This window comes from Halomonas sp. McD50-4 (assembly GCF_022348135.1).
Classification (GTDB): Bacteria; Pseudomonadota; Gammaproteobacteria; order Pseudomonadales; family Halomonadaceae; genus Vreelandella; species Vreelandella piezotolerans.
Map to the genome: position 1 here is coordinate 288,185 of NZ_JAKRFG010000001.1, position 16,588 is coordinate 304,772.

14 protein-coding genes are annotated in these 16,588 nt (G+C 59.6%); 9 read left to right on the forward strand and 5 right to left on the reverse strand.

Features of this window, described 5'->3' with window-relative positions; all coding sequences use genetic code 11:
• Window positions 1-2 precede the first annotated feature (2 nt).
• The 4 genes from MHM85_RS01390 to MHM85_RS01405 all read right to left on the reverse strand — a co-directional run bounded on the left by MHM85_RS01390 (window position 3) and on the right by MHM85_RS01405 (window position 3,918).
• Window positions 3-890 (reverse strand): branched-chain amino acid ABC transporter permease, encoded by an 888-nt coding sequence (locus MHM85_RS01390; protein ID WP_139527314.1) that lies wholly within the window; start codon window positions 888-890, stop codon window positions 3-5.
• Between the two features lie 146 nt (window positions 891-1,036).
• Entirely contained in the window at window positions 1,037-2,260 is a 1,224-nt protein-coding gene (locus MHM85_RS01395; protein WP_139527313.1) for an ABC transporter substrate-binding protein, read from the reverse strand.
• Window positions 2,261-2,386: 126 nt separating this feature from the next.
• A complete protein-coding gene (locus MHM85_RS01400; protein ID WP_139527312.1) occupies window positions 2,387-3,136 on the reverse strand; it encodes an ABC transporter ATP-binding protein in 750 nt (249 codons plus the stop codon).
• On the reverse strand, window positions 3,133-3,918 hold the full coding sequence (locus MHM85_RS01405) for an ABC transporter ATP-binding protein (RefSeq protein WP_153843692.1): 786 nt from the start codon (window positions 3,916-3,918) through the stop codon (window positions 3,133-3,135). The genes MHM85_RS01400 and MHM85_RS01405 overlap by 4 nt, the downstream gene beginning before the upstream one ends.
• Before the next feature lie 311 nt (window positions 3,919-4,229).
• Between MHM85_RS01405 and MHM85_RS01410 the strand changes: the two genes are divergently transcribed.
• The 9 genes from MHM85_RS01410 to MHM85_RS01450 all read left to right on the forward strand — a co-directional run bounded on the left by MHM85_RS01410 (window position 4,230) and on the right by MHM85_RS01450 (window position 14,621).
• On the forward strand, window positions 4,230-4,634 hold the full coding sequence (locus MHM85_RS01410; RefSeq protein WP_139527310.1) for a MerR family DNA-binding transcriptional regulator: 405 nt from the start codon (window positions 4,230-4,232) through the stop codon (window positions 4,632-4,634).
• Between the two features lie 73 nt (window positions 4,635-4,707).
• Window positions 4,708-5,877 (forward strand): isovaleryl-CoA dehydrogenase, encoded by a 1,170-nt coding sequence (locus MHM85_RS01415; RefSeq protein ID WP_239283734.1) that lies wholly within the window; start codon window positions 4,708-4,710, stop codon window positions 5,875-5,877.
• 22 nt (window positions 5,878-5,899) lie between these two features.
• Window positions 5,900-7,507 carry a carboxyl transferase domain-containing protein gene (locus tag MHM85_RS01420; protein ID WP_139527308.1) on the forward strand — a complete coding sequence of 536 codons (1,608 nt, stop codon included), beginning with the start codon at window positions 5,900-5,902 and terminating at the stop codon, window positions 7,505-7,507.
• A gap of 11 nt (window positions 7,508-7,518) precedes the next feature.
• On the forward strand, window positions 7,519-8,343 hold the full coding sequence (locus MHM85_RS01425) for an enoyl-CoA hydratase/isomerase family protein (protein ID WP_239283744.1): 825 nt from the start codon (window positions 7,519-7,521) through the stop codon (window positions 8,341-8,343).
• Complete coding sequence (locus MHM85_RS01430) at window positions 8,340-10,379, forward strand: acetyl/propionyl/methylcrotonyl-CoA carboxylase subunit alpha (protein ID WP_239283772.1); 2,040 nt, start codon at window positions 8,340-8,342, stop codon at window positions 10,377-10,379. Before MHM85_RS01425 ends, MHM85_RS01430 begins: the two co-directional genes overlap by 4 nt.
• A gap of 9 nt (window positions 10,380-10,388) precedes the next feature.
• Entirely contained in the window at window positions 10,389-11,300 is a 912-nt protein-coding gene (locus MHM85_RS01435) for a hydroxymethylglutaryl-CoA lyase (protein WP_139527305.1), read from the forward strand.
• 58 nt (window positions 11,301-11,358) lie between these two features.
• The gene (locus tag MHM85_RS01440) at window positions 11,359-13,068 is read left to right on the forward strand and encodes an AMP-binding protein (protein ID WP_239283789.1); all 1,710 of its coding nucleotides are present in this window, start codon (window positions 11,359-11,361) and stop codon (window positions 13,066-13,068) included.
• Between the two features lie 108 nt (window positions 13,069-13,176).
• Window positions 13,177-14,007 carry a class I SAM-dependent methyltransferase gene (locus MHM85_RS01445; protein WP_239283795.1) on the forward strand — a complete coding sequence of 277 codons (831 nt, stop codon included), beginning with the start codon at window positions 13,177-13,179 and terminating at the stop codon, window positions 14,005-14,007.
• A gap of 44 nt (window positions 14,008-14,051) precedes the next feature.
• Window positions 14,052-14,621, forward strand: coding sequence for a hypothetical protein (locus MHM85_RS01450; protein WP_139527302.1), 570 nt, complete (start codon window positions 14,052-14,054; stop codon window positions 14,619-14,621).
• A 15-nt stretch (window positions 14,622-14,636) separates the two neighbouring features.
• On the opposite strand, the gene MHM85_RS01455 is transcribed toward MHM85_RS01450, so the two are convergent.
• Window positions 14,637-16,553 carry a monovalent cation:proton antiporter-2 (CPA2) family protein gene (locus MHM85_RS01455; RefSeq protein ID WP_139527301.1) on the reverse strand — a complete coding sequence of 639 codons (1,917 nt, stop codon included), beginning with the start codon at window positions 16,551-16,553 and terminating at the stop codon, window positions 14,637-14,639.
• Between the last annotated feature and the right edge of the window lie 35 nt (window positions 16,554-16,588).

The following is a 16,588-nucleotide window of genomic DNA, read 5'->3' on the forward strand; positions in this document are numbered from 1 at the left end:
GGTTAAGCCTCCTTACCAAACAGCCCAGCGGGGCGTAACATGAGCACCAAGATCATGACCAAAAAGATCACGGTGTTAGAGGCTTCGGGGTAGTACACCTTGGTCAGCCCTTCGATGATCCCCATACCCAACCCCGTCAAAATAGCGCCTAGGATCGAGCCCATACCGCCAATCACCACCACGGCAAACACCACGATCAGCAGGCTAGATCCCATGGTGGGCGACACCGGGTACAGCGGTGCCGCCAGCACGCCTGCAAAGGCGGCAAGCCCAACCCCGAACCCGTAGGTCAACGTAATCAGCAGCGGTACGTTCACGCCAAACGCCTGCATGAGCTGGGAGTTTTCGGTACCCGCCCGCAGGTAAGCGCCCAAACGGGTACGCTCGATCATGAACCAGGTGAAAAGACACATAGCAAGCGCCGCTACCAATACCCATGCGCGGTAGGTCGGCAGGAACATGAAGCCCAGGTTCAGGCCGCCCTGCAGAATCTCGGGGGTGGCGTAACGCGCTCCAGAAACGCCGAAAAAGTTGATCAGCGTGCCTTCGAAAATCAGCGCTAATCCGAAGGTCAGCAGTAGTCCGTAAAGGTGGTCCAGGTGAGCAATGCGACGCAGCAGAAAACGCTCCATCAGCATGCCAAAACCGCCCACCACCAGCGGCACCAAAATCAGAGCTAGCCAATAATTGATGCCCAGATAACGAAAGCCCAGCAGCGCGGCAAAGGCGCCCAGCATGTACTGCGCCCCGTGGGCAAAGTTGACGATCTTCAGTAGGCCGAAGATGACCGCCAGGCCCAAACTAAGCAGTGCGTAAAAGGCACCGTTCACGAGCCCAAGCGTTAGCTGGCCCATGAACACGGCCATTGGCACGCCGAATATCATCGTCATGGTATGACTCTCCTCGCCGCTAAGCGGGCAGCCCAGCGGGCCGCCCCAGCGCATTTATAGTGAATAACGCCTTTTAATTACGCCGTTACGGCTTGCTTGGCGGCGAGCCAAGGCGACCAACACCCTGACTCGCGGCGTTTAGCCCCTCAGTTTTGCACCAGCGAGCACTGACTTTCTGATAGCGGACGGTAGGCTTCTGCGGCAGGTATAGTGCTCAGGATTTCGTAAAGATCCCATTCGCCGGTGGACTCTTCCGGCGTTTTGACTTGAGCGAGGTACATGTCATGGATCATGCGGCCATCTTCACGGATGCTGCCGTTACGGGCGAAGAAGTCGTTGATCGGCTCTTCGGCCATTTTGGCGCGCACGGTTTCGGGGTCATCTGTCCCTGCGGCTTCCACGGCTTTCAGGTAGTGCATGGTGCTGGAGTAAATACCAGCTTGCACCATGGTGGGCATGCGTCCGGTCTCTTCAAAGTAACGCTCGGACCACGCGCGCGCCTCGTCATCCATATCCCAGTACCAACCGGTGGTCAGCAGCAGACCTTGGGTGGCCTCCAGGCCCAGCGCGTGCACGTCGTTCAAGAAGATCAGCAGGCCCGCAAGCTGCTGGCCGCTTTGGGTCAAGCCGAACTGGCTGGCGGTGGTAATGGCGTTGACCGTGTCGGCTCCGGCGTTGGCGAGACCCACGATTTTCGCGCCAGAACCTTGTGCCTGAAGAATATAGGAGGAGAAATCACTGGTGGGGAACGGATGACGCACGCCACCGACGATTTCGCCGCCGTTGGCCTCGACCACGCTGGTCACGTCGGCTTCCAGCGCATGACCGAAGGCGTAGTCAGCGGTCAGTAGGAACCAGCTATCGCCGCCCTGTTCGACGACGGCTTTTGCCGTACCGTTGGCCAGCGGATAGGTGTCGTATACCCAATGAATGTGGTTCGGGGTGCAGTGTTCATTGGTAATACTGGATGCTGCCGAGCCAGAGACGATACCCAGACCGTCGTTCTCTTCCAGCACCTTGGTCACGGCAATGGAAACCGATGAGGCCACCAGGCCACCGACCATATCGACGTTGCGCTGATCGATCCACTCGCGCACGGTGTTGGCCCCTACGTCGGCGCTGTTACGGTCATCGGCACTAAACACCACGATCGGCGAGCCGTTCACGCTACCGCCAAAATCGGCCACCGCCATTTCCATGGCGGTTTGACCGCCTGGGCCTGCCAGATCGCGATAGGTGCCGGACATATCGGCCAAATAGCCAATACGTACCTCGCCATCGCTGATCTCGGCTTGAGCGGTCGAAATCGCCATGCTAGAGGCAGCGGCAACGGCGATGCTGGCGGCCAGCGTTTTTTTCATAAAGGTCATCTTCGTCTCCTGGCCCCGAGGGCCTTTGTTTTTATGATGCGGACGTTCTAAAGCGTTGATGTGTGGAGCATCTGTACTGCGTTTGTTGTTTTTAAGGCCGTACTTACCGTTTAGATAGTGTGCGATTCATACCCCCAGCATGCTGTTCAAGTGTTCCCGCCGTGACGGCAACTGCTCTGCCGTGATCTCTTCGACGATTTGACCGTGGTCCATCACGAAGTGGCGATCGGCCAGCGGCGCGGCAAAGCGGAAGTTCTGCTCGACCAGCACGATGGTCATACCGCGCTCCTTCAACTGCACCAATACCTCGCCCAGCTTCTGCACAATGACCGGGGCCAACCCCTCGGTGATCTCATCGAGCAGTAGCAAACGTGCGCCGGTACGCAGAATACGTGCCATGGCCAGCATCTGCTGCTCGCCGCCTGAGAGCCGCGTGCCCTGGCTTCTACGGCGCTCATAGAGATTGGGGAACATGGCGTAAATTTCGTCTAGGCTCATACCGCCGGAACGCACGGTGGGCGGTAGAAGCAGGTTTTCATGCACGTCCAAGCTTGCGAAAATGCCGCGCTCTTCCGGGCAGTAGCCAATGCCTAACCGAGGAATGTGGTGCGGCTTCATGCGTAGCGTTTCGTTGCCATTGATGACGATCGACCCCGTGCGTCGACCCACCATGTTCATGATCGCTTTGAGCGTGGTACTACGCCCTGCGCCGTTGCGGCCCAGCAAAGTGACCAGCTCACCCCGCTTCACGTCAAAATTCACGCCGTGCAGAATGTGCGACTCGCCGTAGAAGGCGTGCAGGTCCTGCACGCGCAGCATTTCCAAGCTTTGATTGTCGGGCGCATCTTGATAGTCGAGAGCTTCAGCGGTGTTCATGCAGTCGCCTCCTCTGCTGCTTCGCTGCCCATATAGGCTTCACGCACCAAGGGGTTACGCGACACGCTGTCGTAGTCGCCCTCTGCCAACACCGCCCCCCGCGCCAGCACGGTAATGCGATCACACAGCCGGCTGACCACGCTCAAGTTGTGCTCGACCATCAGCACCGTACGGCCTTGGGAGACTCGCTTGATCAGTGCCACGATGCGATCGACGTCTTCGGCGCCCATCCCCTGAGTGGGTTCGTCCAGCAGCATCATGCTGGGGTCCAGGGCCAACGTCGTCGCTACTTCCAGCGCGCGTTTGCGGCCGTAGGGCATTTCGACGGTGAGCGTATCGGCGTATTCGCGCAAGCCTACTTCATCGAGCAGCGCCAGAGCGCGGTCGTTGAGGTGATCCAGCGACTTTTCCGATTTCCAGAAATGGAAGGAGGTGCCCAGCTGGCGCTGGAGCGCCACGCGAACGTTTTCTAGCGCGGTCATATGGGCAAATACCGCCGAAATTTGGAACGAACGTACCAAGCCCAGCTGGGCGATTTCGTTGGATTTTTTGCTAGTGATGGATTGGCCGCGATAGAGAATGTCACCCCGTGTAGGGGGGAGAAACTTGGTGAGCAGGTTGAACACCGTGGTTTTTCCTGCCCCATTCGGGCCAATCAACGCGTGGATATGCCCTTCCTGCACTTGCAGGTTAACGTTATCCACGGCGGTGAAGCCGCGAAACTCCTTGGTCAGCCCTCGTGTTTCGAGCACTGGCCCCTTGGTCACTTCGTCTGCACGCATGAGGTAATACGCCTCTTGTTGTTCTTGTACGGTGGGAAGCGAAACTCGTTAGCCAGCAACGCATCCTTACCTGAACGTAAGGTGTAGCTGCAAACTAGCAACCTCTCAGTGGGTATTACAATTACAACTTTGGTCTACGCACCATGCTGGCGCATCCAAATAAAACACTATATTTCTTACTTAACAACGAGTTATAAAAATTCAGCGTTACGCACCCGCTGCCAAGGTCAGCTTTACGTTAACGTAAACTTGTTTTAGCCTCATGGTCAGTGTTCCATAGGGACATTCCCCTATCGACGAGAATAACGATCATGAGCAAGACCTACTCGATCAGCGAGCTAGCCAGTGAATTCGATGTCACCACGCGCAGCATTCGCTTTTACGAAGATCAAGAGTTGCTGCACCCCACCCGCCGCGGCCAGACACGCATCTACAGCAGCAAAGATCGTGTACGGCTGAAGCTGACGCTTCGCGGCAAACGGCTGGGGTTCTCGCTGGCAGAGATTCGTGAGCTGTTCGAACTGTGGGACGAAACCCGCAGCGGCAGTGAAAAACAGTTGCACCTGATGCTGAGTAAGATCAGCGAGCGTAAAGCGGCGCTAGAGCAGCAGATGAAAGACATCACGATGGTGCAGCTAGAGCTCGAGAGTGCGGAGATCCGCTGCCGACAGGCCCTGGAAGAGCTCAACGAGAAGCATCCGGCCACCTCGAAATGACGGCAAACGAAACGCGCAAACCAACGACCTGCTAACCATCGACCATTAACAATCAATGACAAGGTGATTGACCATGTTTTCCCACTATACAGAACTCAATTTCGCCCTCGATGACGAGCTCAACATGCTGCGTGAGCAGGTCAACGCCTTTGCCGCCAGCGAAATCGCTCCTCGCGCCGCGGAGATCGATCAGAACAACGAATTTCCAAGCGATTTGTGGAAGAAGTTCGGAGATATGGGGCTACTGGGCATTACGGTTCCGGAAGAGGATGGCGGCAGCGGCATGGGTTATCTAGCCCACTGCATTGCCATGGAAGAGATCTCCCGCGCCAGCGCCTCGGTGGCCCTTTCTTATGGCGCGCACTCCAACCTGTGCGTCAACCAACTCAAGATCAACGCCTCAGCCGAACAGAAAGCCAAATACCTGCCCAAGCTGATCAGCGGTGACCACGTAGGTGCGCTGGCCATGTCAGAGCCGGGTGCCGGTTCCGACGTGGTGTCCATGCAGCTTCGCGCCAAAGAAGATGGCGACCACTACGTGCTCAACGGCAACAAAATGTGGATCACCAACGGGCCGGATGCCGACGTGCTGGTGGTCTACGCCAAAACCGATCCGGATGCTGGCTCCAAAGGGATTACGGCCTTCATCATCGAAAAAGGGATGCCGGGCTTCTCGACTGCCCAGAAACTCGACAAGCTGGGTATGCGGGGCTCCAACACCTGCGAGCTGGTCTTCCAAGATTGCCGCGTGCCCGCCGAAAACGTGCTAGGTGAAGTCGGCAAAGGCGTTCGCGTCTTGATGAGCGGCTTGGATTACGAGCGTGCCGTCCTGGCGGCAGGCCCCATCGGCATCATGCAGGCTGCCATGGATGTGGTCATTCCCTACATCCATGAGCGTAAGCAGTTCAACCAGTCTATCGGTGAGTTCCAGCTGGTGCAGGGCAAAGTGGCCGACATGTACACTACCCTAAACGCCTGCCGGGCGTATTTATACGCCGTCGCCGCCGCCTGCGACCGTGGGCAAACCTCACGCAAGGATGCCGCTGGCGTCATTCTTTACTGTGCCGAAAAAGCCACCCAGGTCGCGCTGGACGCCATTCAGCTACTGGGCGGCAATGGATATATCAACGAATACCCCACCGGCCGCCTGCTGCGCGACGCGAAGCTGTATGAGATTGGCGCTGGTACGAGCGAAATCCGTCGGATGCTGATTGGCCGCGAACTGTTTAGCGAAAGTCTTTAACAATAATAACCGGGGCCGGGCTATGAGCACACTCTCGACACAGATCAACCCGCGCAGCGATGCGTTTCAAGCCAACGACGCCGCCATGCGCGGCGAAGTCCACCAACTGCGCGATCTCACCGCCGCCATTGCGCAAGGCGGCGGTGAGAAGGCGCGTGCCCGCCATGAGAGCCGTGGCAAGCTGTTCGTACGTGATCGCATCGACCACTTGATTGACGAAGGCTCGCCGTTTTTGGAATTTTCTGCGCTGGCCGCCCACCACGTTTACGACGACGATGTGCCGGCCGCTGGCGTGGTGACCGGCATTGGCCGCGTCTCGGGGGTCGAATGCGTCATCGTGGCCAACGACGCCACCGTGAAAGGCGGCACCTACTTTCCTCTGACGGTCAAAAAACACCTGCGCGCGCAAGAGATCGCCCGCAAGCACCGCCTGCCGTGTATCTATCTGGTCGATTCTGGCGGTGCCTTTCTGCCCCGCCAAGACGAAGTCTTCCCCGACCGCGACCACTTCGGGCGCATTTTCTACAATCAGGCCACGATGTCCGCCGAAGGCATCCCGCAAATTGCCGTGGTCATGGGTTCCTGTACCGCTGGCGGTGCGTATGTACCTGCCATGGCGGATGAGTCGATCATCGTCAAAGAGCAGGGAACGATTTTCCTGGGCGGCCCGCCGCTGGTGAAAGCCGCCACGGGCGAGAGCATTAGTGCAGAAGACCTGGGCGGGGCGGACGTTCACGCCAAAGTGAGCGGCGTAGCCGACCACTACGCCGAAAACGACGCCCATGCGCTGCAACTCGCCCGCGCCTGCGTGTCGCGGCTGAACTGGCAAAAACGCGGCCAGCTGGCCATGCAGCCACCCAGGCCGCCGAAGCTCGACCCGTCCGAACTTTACGGCATCGTCGGCACCGATCTGAAAAAGCCTTACGACGTGCGCGAAGTCATCGGCCGCATCGTCGATGGCTCCGACTTTGACGAGTTCAAACGCTACTACGGCGACACGCTAGTAACCGGTTTTGCCCACATCCACGGCTACCCGGTCGGCATCGTGGCCAATAACGGCGTGCTGTTTTCGGAAAGCGCCGTGAAAGGCGCGCACTTCATCGAGCTGTGCGCTCAGCGCAAGATCCCTCTGGTCTTCCTGCAAAACATCACCGGCTTCATGGTCGGCTCCAAGTACGAGCACGAAGGCATCGCCAAGCACGGTGCCAAGCTCGTCACCGCCGTGGCCTGCGCCAACGTGCCGAAATACACCGTGTTGATTGGTGGCAGCTTCGGTGCCGGGAACTACGGCATGTGTGGCCGAGCCTATGACCCCAATCTGCTGTTCATGTGGCCCAACGCACGTATTTCGGTGATGGGTGGCGAACAGGCGGCGGGGGTACTTTCCCAAGTAAAACGCGAGCAGTACGAGCGCGAAGGCCGTGAGTGGAGCAAAGAGGATGAAGAGGCCTTCAAGAAGCCTACCCGTGACCAGTACGAGCACCAGGGCCACCCGTACTACGCCAGCGCCCGCCTGTGGGATGACGGCGTGATCGATCCGCTACAAACCCGCGACGTGCTGGGGCTGTCACTGGCCGCTGCGATGAATGCGGAAGTCAAAGAGACACGCTTCGGCGTGTTCCGGATGTAAGGGGCGCACACATGGCTTACTCGACCTTACTCATCGAAGCAGGCGTGGCGCGGCTCACCTTAAACCGCCCAGAGGTGCATAACGCCTTTGACGACAGCCTGATTGCCGAACTCAACGCACACCTGGAAAAGCTGCATGACTTGGCAAGCTCAGGTGACGTTCGGGTGATGGTGCTCGGTTCCGAAGGCAAAAGCTTCTCCGCAGGCGCTGATCTGAATTGGATGAAGCGCATGGTCGATTACGACCTGGAAGATAACCTCGCCGACTCCCGCAAGCTGTCGGCGCTGATGCACGGGCTCGACACGCTGCCCTGCCCGACCGTTTGCCGCGTACAGGGGGCGGCGTTTGGCGGTGCGGTGGGCTTGGCCGCCTGCTGCGATATCGTCATCGCTTCCAACAAGGCCAAGTTCTGCCTCTCGGAGGTCAAGATTGGCCTGTCGCCAGCGGTGATCAGCCCCTACGTGCAACGCGCGCTTGGCCCGCGCCAGACGCGCCGCTACGCGCTGAGCGCGGAAATCATGGATGCCCCCACTGCGCTCGCCCTGGGGTTAGCCCACCAAGTGGTAGACCCCGACGCCTTGGATAGCGCCGTGGACGCGATGATCGACACGCTGCTGCAGGGCTCTCCCCAAGCGCAGCGGGCAACAAAAGCGCTGCTGGCCGCCGTGGCCCAAGCACCGGATAGCGACGCCACCCGTGAGCACACCTGCCAGGTGATTGCCAAGCTGCGAGTGAGCGACGAGGGCCAAGAGGGCCTCGCCAGCTTTTTCGACAAGCGCCGCCCCGCCTGGACGTCCCCCGAAGAACACAAACACGCTGCGGAGCCACGCTCATGACGTTGACCCCAACCAAATTCGACACGCTGCTGGTGGCTAACCGCGGCGAAATCGCCTGCCGCGTGATGCGTACCGCCCGGCGTATGGGCTTGAAGACCGTCGCCGTTTACTCCGATGCGGACGCCAGCGCCCGCCACGTGCGTGACGCCGATGAAGCCGTGCGCCTCGGCCCTGCCGCCGCCCGGGAAAGCTATCTGAACGTTGACGCGGTGATCGAGGCCGCCCAACGCACCGGTACCGGCGCCATTCACCCGGGCTACGGCTTCCTCTCCGAGAACGGCACCTTCGTCAAAGCGTTGGAGCAAGCGGGCATTACCTTCGTCGGCCCGCCCGCTTCTGCGATTGCCGCCATGGGCGACAAATCTGCCGCCAAAGCGCGCATGGCGAATGCGGGCGTGCCGCTGGTGCCCGGTTACCATGGCGACGACCAGGACGATGCACTACTGCGTTCCGAGGCCGATAAGATCGGCTATCCGGTGATGCTCAAAGCCAGTGCCGGTGGCGGTGGTAAAGGCATGCGCGTCGTCGAAAGCGGCGAGGGCTTCAAAGCGGCGCTGGATGGCTGCCGCCGGGAATCGAAAGCCGCGTTTGGCGATGACCGCATGCTGATCGAAAAGTATCTGGTACAGCCTCGCCATGTGGAAGTACAAGTGTTCTGCGACCGCTACAGCAACGGCGTCTACCTCTTCGAGCGGGACTGCAGCGTGCAGCGCCGCCATCAAAAAGTGATCGAGGAAGCGCCCGCCCCGGGCATGACACCTGAACTGCGCGCCGCCATGGGCGACGCCGCCGTTCGCGCCGCCAAAGAGATTGGCTACGTGGGCGCGGGCACGGTGGAGTTCCTGCTAGACGCCGACGGCTCGTTCTACTTCATGGAGATGAACACCCGCCTACAGGTCGAACACCCGGTCACCGAGATGATTACCGGCCAAGACCTGGTGGAGTGGCAGCTAAGAGTCGCCATGGGCGAGCCGCTGCCCTGCCGACAAGAGGAACTGACCATTACCGGCCACAGTTTCGAAGCACGCCTTTACGCCGAAGACCCGGAGCAGGATTTCCTACCCGCCACCGGTCTGCTGACCCGCTTTGCGCTGGACTTGGAAGGTGCCGGGCTAGGCGCGGATCAAGTACGCCTGGACAGCGGCGTAGAGAGCGGCGATACGGTGTCGATGCACTACGACCCGATGCTCGCCAAGCTCATCGTTCACGGCGTGGATCGCGACGCGGCGCTGGCAACGCTCAATCGCGCGCTGGCCGCCCTGAACGTGCAGGGTGTGGTGACCAATCGCGCCTTCCTGCAGCGCTTGGCCAACCACCCGGGCTTCAAGAACGTCGAGCTGGATACGCGATTCATCGAACGCAACGAAGTCACCCTGTTTGCTCCGCGACAGTTCTCGACGGAAGACTACGCCAGCGCCGCACTGATTGGCCTGCACCAGCTCGCCCAAGAGTGCGAAAGCGACTCCCCCTGGGACCGCCACGACGGTTTCCGGCTGAATGCGCCGCATACCATCCGCATCGCACTGTGTGACCCGTCGAGTGCCCAAGCGCCGGATAGCGACCCTACCGTCGTGGTCGTCGAAGGAAAGCGCGCGCCCCTGGAGGCTCAGTGGCAGCTCACCATTGGCGACAGTACGCTGAGCGCCAGTCTACAACCGCTCGACGGCGACGCCGTCGCCGTCACGCTCGACGGCCACCGCCGTCGTTTGCAGGCGCGCAAAGACGACCACGTCGTCGTAATGGCCGAACCTAGCGGCGAAACCCGCCTGTTCTGGCGACGCATCGATGCCATCGATCACGGGCACCACGAAACGGAATCCACCCTCACCGCCCCCATGCACGGCACCGTAGTGGCACTGCTGGTGGAGCCAGGCATATCGGTGGAGAAAGGCATGCCGCTGATGGTGATGGAGGCTATGAAAATGGAGCACACCATGACCGCTCCCGCCGATGGCAGCGTCGAGACGTTCCACTTCCAAGCAGGCGATACCGTCGGCCAGGGCGATGTGCTACTCGACTTTGCCCCCAGCGAATAGGAGCCGAACATGACACTGCCTACGTCCATCAAGCTATTCGAAATGTCCCCCCGCGACGGGCTGCAAAACGAACCGGGCACCCTGGTGCCCACCGGCACCAAAATCGAGCTGATCGAGCGGCTGGCGAAGGCGGGCATTCGTCATATTGAAGCGGCCAGTTTCGTGTCGCCCAAGTGGGTACCGCAAATGGGCGATGCCACCGAGGTCATGCACGGTATCCAGCGCCAGTCCGGCGTGGTGTATTCGGCGCTAACGCCTAACCTCAAAGGGCTCGAGAGCGCCCTGGCGGTAGGCGTCGAGGAAGTCGCGGTGTTCGGCGCCGCGTCGGAAGCGTTCTCACAGAAGAACATCAACTGCTCGATTGCCGACTCTTTAGCGCGCTTCGAACCGGTGCTTGCCCGCGCCAACGAGGCAGGCATTCGCGTGCGCGGCTACGTCTCCTGCGTGCTGGGCTGTCCTTATGAGGGGCACATCGCCCCCGAAAAAGTCGCGGAAGTGGCCAAGGCGCTTTATGAGATGGGCTGCTACGAGATTTCGCTGGGCGATACGATAGGCGTAGGCACGCCGCTGGCCGCCAAGCGAATGATCGACGCGACCCGCCAGCAGGTACCGATCGAGAAGCTGGCCGCCCACTTCCACGATACCTACGGGATGGCCATCGCCAACCTGTATGCCGTGATGGAAGAAGGCGTCAGCGTCATCGATGCCGCTACGGCGGGCTTGGGTGGCTGCCCCTACGCCAAGGGAGCGTCTGGCAACGTGGCCACCGAAGACGTCCTCTACTTACTCGAAGGATTAGGCATCGAGACGGGGATCGATCTTCAGTCGGTGATCGACACCGGCGATTGGATCACGCGGCAGTTGGGGCGCCAGCCCAGCGCCAAAGTTGCGCTGGCGCTGGGCAGCTCACGCACTCCCTAATAATTAGAAACGCGTCACTTCCCGTTCAGACAAGAAAAACATATCGGAGAGATCGATCATGGTATCACCTGCACCCGCTTCTAGCCGTTTGCCCAGCTACACCAGCAGCACGGCTGACAAGCCGCTTCTGGGCATGACCATTGGCGACAAGTTCGACCAAATTGCCGCTCAATATCCCGATAATGACGCGCTGATTGCGCTACACCAAAACATACACTGGAGCTACCGCGAGCTACAGCAGGAAGTGAACCGCTGTGCGCGTGCGCTGCTGGCACTGGGTGTCAAAAAAGGCGACCGCGTGGGCATTTGGGCCCCCAACTGTAGTGAGTGGACGCTGACCCAGTTCGCTACCGCCAAAATCGGTGCGATCCTGGTCAACATCAATCCCTCGTACCGCACCCATGAGCTGGAGTACGCGCTCAATCAGTCTGGCGCGCGCTTTTTAGTCACCGCCCACCGGTTCAAAACGTCCGATTACACCTCGATGCTGTTCGAGCTGGCGCCCGAGCTAAGCAGCTGCGCCGAAGGCCAGCTTCAGTCGCAGACACTGCCGCAACTGGAGTGCATCATCAACCTGAGTGCCGACAAGCACAGCGGTATGTGGCGCTGGTCAGACTTCATTGCCGAAGCCGACAACGTGAGCCAAACCGACGTAGACGACCTGCAGGCCACGTTGCAGTTCGATGACCCGATCAATATCCAGTACACCTCGGGCACCACCGGCTTCCCCAAAGGCGCTACGCTTTCGCACCACAACATTCTCAACAACGGCTTTTTCGTGGCGGAGAGCATGGGTTTCACCAGCGAAGACCGCTTGGTGATTCCAGTACCGCTCTACCACTGTTTCGGCATGGTGATGGGCAATCTGGGCTGCATGACCCACGGCGCCGCGATGATCTATCCCGATGAAGGCTTCGACCCGGGTAAAGTGCTGAACGCCGTTCACGAGCAGAAAGCCACCGCGCTCTACGGCGTGCCCACCATGTTCATCGCCGAGCTCGAACACCCGGATTTCGCTAGCACCGATTTTTCGACGCTGCGCACCGGCATCATGGCGGGTTCCATTTGCCCGGCGGAGATCATGAAGCAGGTCATCAACAAGATGAACATGAAGGGCGTGCAAATCGCCTACGGCATGACCGAAACCAGCCCGGTCTCTACGCAAACCGGCGCTAACGATACCATCGACAAACGTGTTTCCACCGTGGGCCGCACCCAGCCCCACCTGGAGAGCAAGATCGTCGACCCCGGCAACGGCGGCATTCTGCCTCGCGGAGAAATCGGTGAGCTATGTACCCGGGGCTATAGCGTGATGCTGAAGTATTGGAACAATGACAAAGCCACTGCCGAGGCCATCGATGAAGCGGGCTGGATGCATACCGGCGACTTGGCCACCATGGATAACGAGGGCTACATCCAGATCGTTGGGCGCATCAAAGACATGGTGATTCGCGGCGGCGAGAACGTCTACCCGAAAGAGATCGAGGAGTTCTTGTACGCACACCCAGCCATTTCAGAAGTGCAGGTCACCGGCGTGCCGGACAAAAAGTACGGCGAAGAGCTAATCGCCTGGGTGAAACTCAACGCCACCTCGGGCGAGATTACTGGTGAAGAGTTACGCGACTACTGCAAAGGTAAAATCACTCACTTCAAGATCCCGCGCTACTTCAAATTTGTCGATGAGTTTCCAATGACCGTCACCGGCAAAATACAGAAATTCAAGATGCGCGAAATTTCGATCAAAGAACTGGGACTCGATGAAAAGTAGCAGGCGATCCCACCCAGCTACCCTGAGCGCGGGGCTTTCGACAGAGATGACGAAAGCCCCGTTTAGGCAACTCTGCTCATCAGTCGTCGACCCAACTCGAGACGTCCCATGCCCAATTCCCTAGCTGACCATTATCACCAAGGGCTGCGCGACCAGGATATTCTCACCCAACTGCGCGCCCACTACCCCGATGGCCCCACCCTGCACCAGCTCGCCCCGCTGGATCAGCTGCATGTTAGTGGTATCGCGGCGTCTGCCCGGCTATTGGGCCTTCTCGATCATAGCGCCTCACAGGTGTTGGATATGGGTGCCGGGCTGGGAGGGTTAATGCGCCAAGGTGCCGCGCTGGGCTTACATATCACTGGACTGGATATTACCCACCGCTTCAGCGCCCTTAACGACGCTATCAGCCAATTAGCCGCCAAACCGTCCGCTCCCCTTTCATCAGCAGGCACGCTGCGCTGTGTGACGGGCGATGCCCGCGCGCTGCCGTTTAGGGATGCCTGCTTCGATGCGGTGCTGTTTCAACACAGTCTGATGAACATGCCTGCCCCCCACCGCGTGCTGGCCGAGTGTCGCCGCGTGCTGCGCCCCGGCGGGCAGCTGGTGATGCATGAGGTGGTCAGCGGCCCTCACTGCGAGGCACTGCGTTTTCCGGTGCCCTGGGCAGAAGAGCCGACACACTCGCATTTGCTGACGTTGGCGGCATTGACACAGCGACTGCAAACGGCGGGCTTCGATATTCGACACTGCGAAGACTGGAGCGACACGGCACTTGAATGGCGCCAGCGCCAGCGGCAAAAAGAGCAGGCAGAGCATGCCGCTGTGCTTTCGCCGCAGTGGGTGTTCGGTGAGAGGTTTGTGCAGATGGGAAAAAATTTGCTAGAAAATTTGGCCAACGGCGCAATTAACGTGGTGGAAATCAGCGCCCGTTGCTAGGCTGTTAGGGATAACGTCAACGAGAAAGGACAAGAGGAACGCCAATGAACCGCTTGGCAAGCACCCTGCTCTTGAGTCTGTTCGGCATGCTCCTACCCCTAGAAGCCACCTTGGCCGATGATGACGCTCCTGCTCTCTCCTATGCAGCCCCCAATAGCGAATGGATGCGCCTCGATAACGGCGTGGTGTTGGAAGGCAGCGATCTCAGCAGCTTGGACAGCTACACCTCTGGTTTTCGGCTCACCGCTGGCTTCAGCCCCTGGCAGCTTCCCCAGCTAGACATTGGCGCTGAAATCGCCTATCGCGAAAGCGATGAAGTCCCTCTCGCCTCCAGTGCCAATCCGGTCATCATGGATACGTTAAGCCTGGGTGGCGCCATCGTCGCCGGCATTCGTATGGGTGCTTTCAGCATTTACGCCAAATCGGGCCTCACCGAGTGGCGCGGCGACACCGACCAGCCCATCGAGGAAGAGGGCGGCACTGCCCTACTGCAAGGTTTTGGTGCCACCATGACCGTTAACCGTCTCATCAGCCGTTTGGAGTACGAGCGTATCGATGCACCCTCGCTCAGCCACCTCAATATGCTTAGCGCATCGCTGCATCTACCGTTTTAAACGACATTACCCTGCCTAGGCATTTCTCGCCGGAGCCCCTGACTGCTCGCGGTTCTGAGCGGGGGCCGTCCAAACCGGCACTTCCTCCTGTTGCGGCGGCTGCCACTCCTGATGCATCGCTGAGTTCAGCGCCTCTTCCAGCTTCATGAAGAGTTCGCCATAGCGCGGGCTGAAGCTGATGCCTTCGTCGATCTCTTTCCAGGCTTCGAACAGTTCGTCGGCATGGGCATCTTCGTTTTGCACGAATGCCCAGGTCATCTGTTTGGCGCGCATGGGGTGAACACCCATGGCAGTAAGCGCATGACCGCCGAGCTCCAGCGCCGAGTGGTAGGTTTCGCTGATCACGTCGTCGGCTCCGGCCTCGCGTAGCTGGTAGCCGTGGCCCCGGTCGAAGGCGCGGGCCAGCACCCATACATTGGGGTAGAACTGTTTGACGTGCTTGACGATACCCACTGCACGCTCACGGTCGTCGATGGCAACCACCAGCAAGCGCGCGTGCTCGATACCGGCGGTTTCCAGCAGATCCGAGCGGCTTGCATCGCCAAAGTAGCTCTTGATACGGATATTGCGCAGGTTCTCGATCTGCTCGATTTCATGATCCAGCGCCACGATGGGAATGTTATTGGCCCGCAGCAGACGGCAGATGATCTGCCCAAAGCGCCCCACGCCCGCCACGATGACCGGCGCCTGCTCTTCGATGGTGTCGGCCTCCCGGGGGTCATTTTTGGCGGTTTGATAGCGCGGCAGCACCAAGCGGTCATAGGCGATAAACAGCAGCGGCGTTAAGAACATCGACAGCGCCACCACCAGCGAGAGCACCTGAGAGAGCGCTACCGGAATCACGCTGTTCTGCACGCTGTAGGTCAGCAGCACGAAGCCGAATTCCCCCGCCTGAGCAAGACTCAACGTGAACAGCCAGCCGTTGCTGCCGCGTACTTTGAACAGCAGCGCCAGCGCCAGCAGTATGGCCGCTTTCACGACGATGACCGCTAACCCAAGCCCCAGCACCGTGATCCACTCCGCCGCCAGCACGTCAAAGTTAATCCCTGCGCCCACGGTAATGAAGAAAAGCCCCAGCAGCAGCCCTTTGAACGGCTCGATGTTGGCTTCAATTTCGTGCTTGAACTCGCTATTGGCCAGAACGATACCGGCCAGAAACGCCCCCAAAGCAGGCGATAGGTTTACCAGGCTCATTAAGGCAGCAATACCAATCACCAGCATCAACGCCGAGGCGGTAAACACTTCCCGCAGTCCGGACCCAATCACGTAGCGAAACAGCAGCGGCCCCAAGTAGTAACCGCCGACAATCACACCGCCAATGGCGGCGACGACTACGAGAGCATGCGCCCAGGCGGGCAAATGCGCCACTAGGCTTAGTCCCGCATGTCCGTGGTCGTCGCCGGGGGCGCCCATCAATTCGGGCAGCGCCAGCAAGGGGATGAGCGCCAGCATGGGAATGACGGCAATGTCCTGGAACAGCAGCACCGAAAAGGCGCTGCGGCCGCCCTCGGTTTTGGAAAGGCCCTTCTCACTCAGGGTTTGCAGCACGATGGCGGTGGAGGAAAGCGCAAAAATCAGCCCCACGGCTAACGCGGTTTGCCAAACGAGCCCAAGCCACCAGGCAATCGCAGCGCCTGCCGCTGCGGTCAGCACCACCTGCAAACCGCCCAGGCCTAGAAGGCGCACCCGCATGGCCCATAAGCCTTTTGGATCTAGCTCCATACCGACTAAAAACAGCATCATGACCACGCCGAATTCGGCAAAGTGCTGAATGGTAGTGGTCTCCTGGCCGACCAGCCCGAGCACCGGGCCAATCACCACCCCAGCCACCAAATAGCCCAACACCGAGCCGAGCCCGAACCGCTTGGCCAGCGGCACGGCAATCACCGCCGCCACTAAATAGATGAATGCTTGAATAAAATAGCCGGTCATGACGATTCCTTAACGTTGCTGCGACTTGACTTCCC

Bases quoted from the DNA above. Each gene is read 5' to 3' on its own strand.
- MHM85_RS01390 (WP_139527314.1), bottom strand. From the start codon at position 890: ATGACGATGATATTCGGCGTGCCAATGGCCGTGTTCATGGGCCAGCTA.
- MHM85_RS01395 (WP_139527313.1), bottom strand. From the start codon at position 2,260: ATGACCTTTATGAAAAAAACGCTGGCCGCCAGCATCGCCGTTGCCGCT.
- MHM85_RS01400 (WP_139527312.1), bottom strand. From the start codon at position 3,136: ATGAACACCGCTGAAGCTCTCGACTATCAAGATGCGCCCGACAATCAA.
- MHM85_RS01405 (WP_153843692.1), bottom strand. From the start codon at position 3,918: ATGCGTGCAGACGAAGTGACCAAGGGGCCAGTGCTCGAAACACGAGGG.
- MHM85_RS01410 (WP_139527310.1), top strand. From the start codon at position 4,230: ATGAGCAAGACCTACTCGATCAGCGAGCTAGCCAGTGAATTCGATGTC.
- MHM85_RS01415 (WP_239283734.1), top strand. From the start codon at position 4,708: ATGTTTTCCCACTATACAGAACTCAATTTCGCCCTCGATGACGAGCTC.
- MHM85_RS01420 (WP_139527308.1), top strand. From the start codon at position 5,900: ATGAGCACACTCTCGACACAGATCAACCCGCGCAGCGATGCGTTTCAA.
- MHM85_RS01425 (WP_239283744.1), top strand. From the start codon at position 7,519: ATGGCTTACTCGACCTTACTCATCGAAGCAGGCGTGGCGCGGCTCACC.
- MHM85_RS01430 (WP_239283772.1), top strand. From the start codon at position 8,340: ATGACGTTGACCCCAACCAAATTCGACACGCTGCTGGTGGCTAACCGC.
- MHM85_RS01435 (WP_139527305.1), top strand. From the start codon at position 10,389: ATGACACTGCCTACGTCCATCAAGCTATTCGAAATGTCCCCCCGCGAC.
- MHM85_RS01440 (WP_239283789.1), top strand. From the start codon at position 11,359: ATGGTATCACCTGCACCCGCTTCTAGCCGTTTGCCCAGCTACACCAGC.
- MHM85_RS01445 (WP_239283795.1), top strand. From the start codon at position 13,177: ATGCCCAATTCCCTAGCTGACCATTATCACCAAGGGCTGCGCGACCAG.
- MHM85_RS01450 (WP_139527302.1), top strand. From the start codon at position 14,052: ATGAACCGCTTGGCAAGCACCCTGCTCTTGAGTCTGTTCGGCATGCTC.
- MHM85_RS01455 (WP_139527301.1), bottom strand. From the start codon at position 16,553: ATGACCGGCTATTTTATTCAAGCATTCATCTATTTAGTGGCGGCGGTG.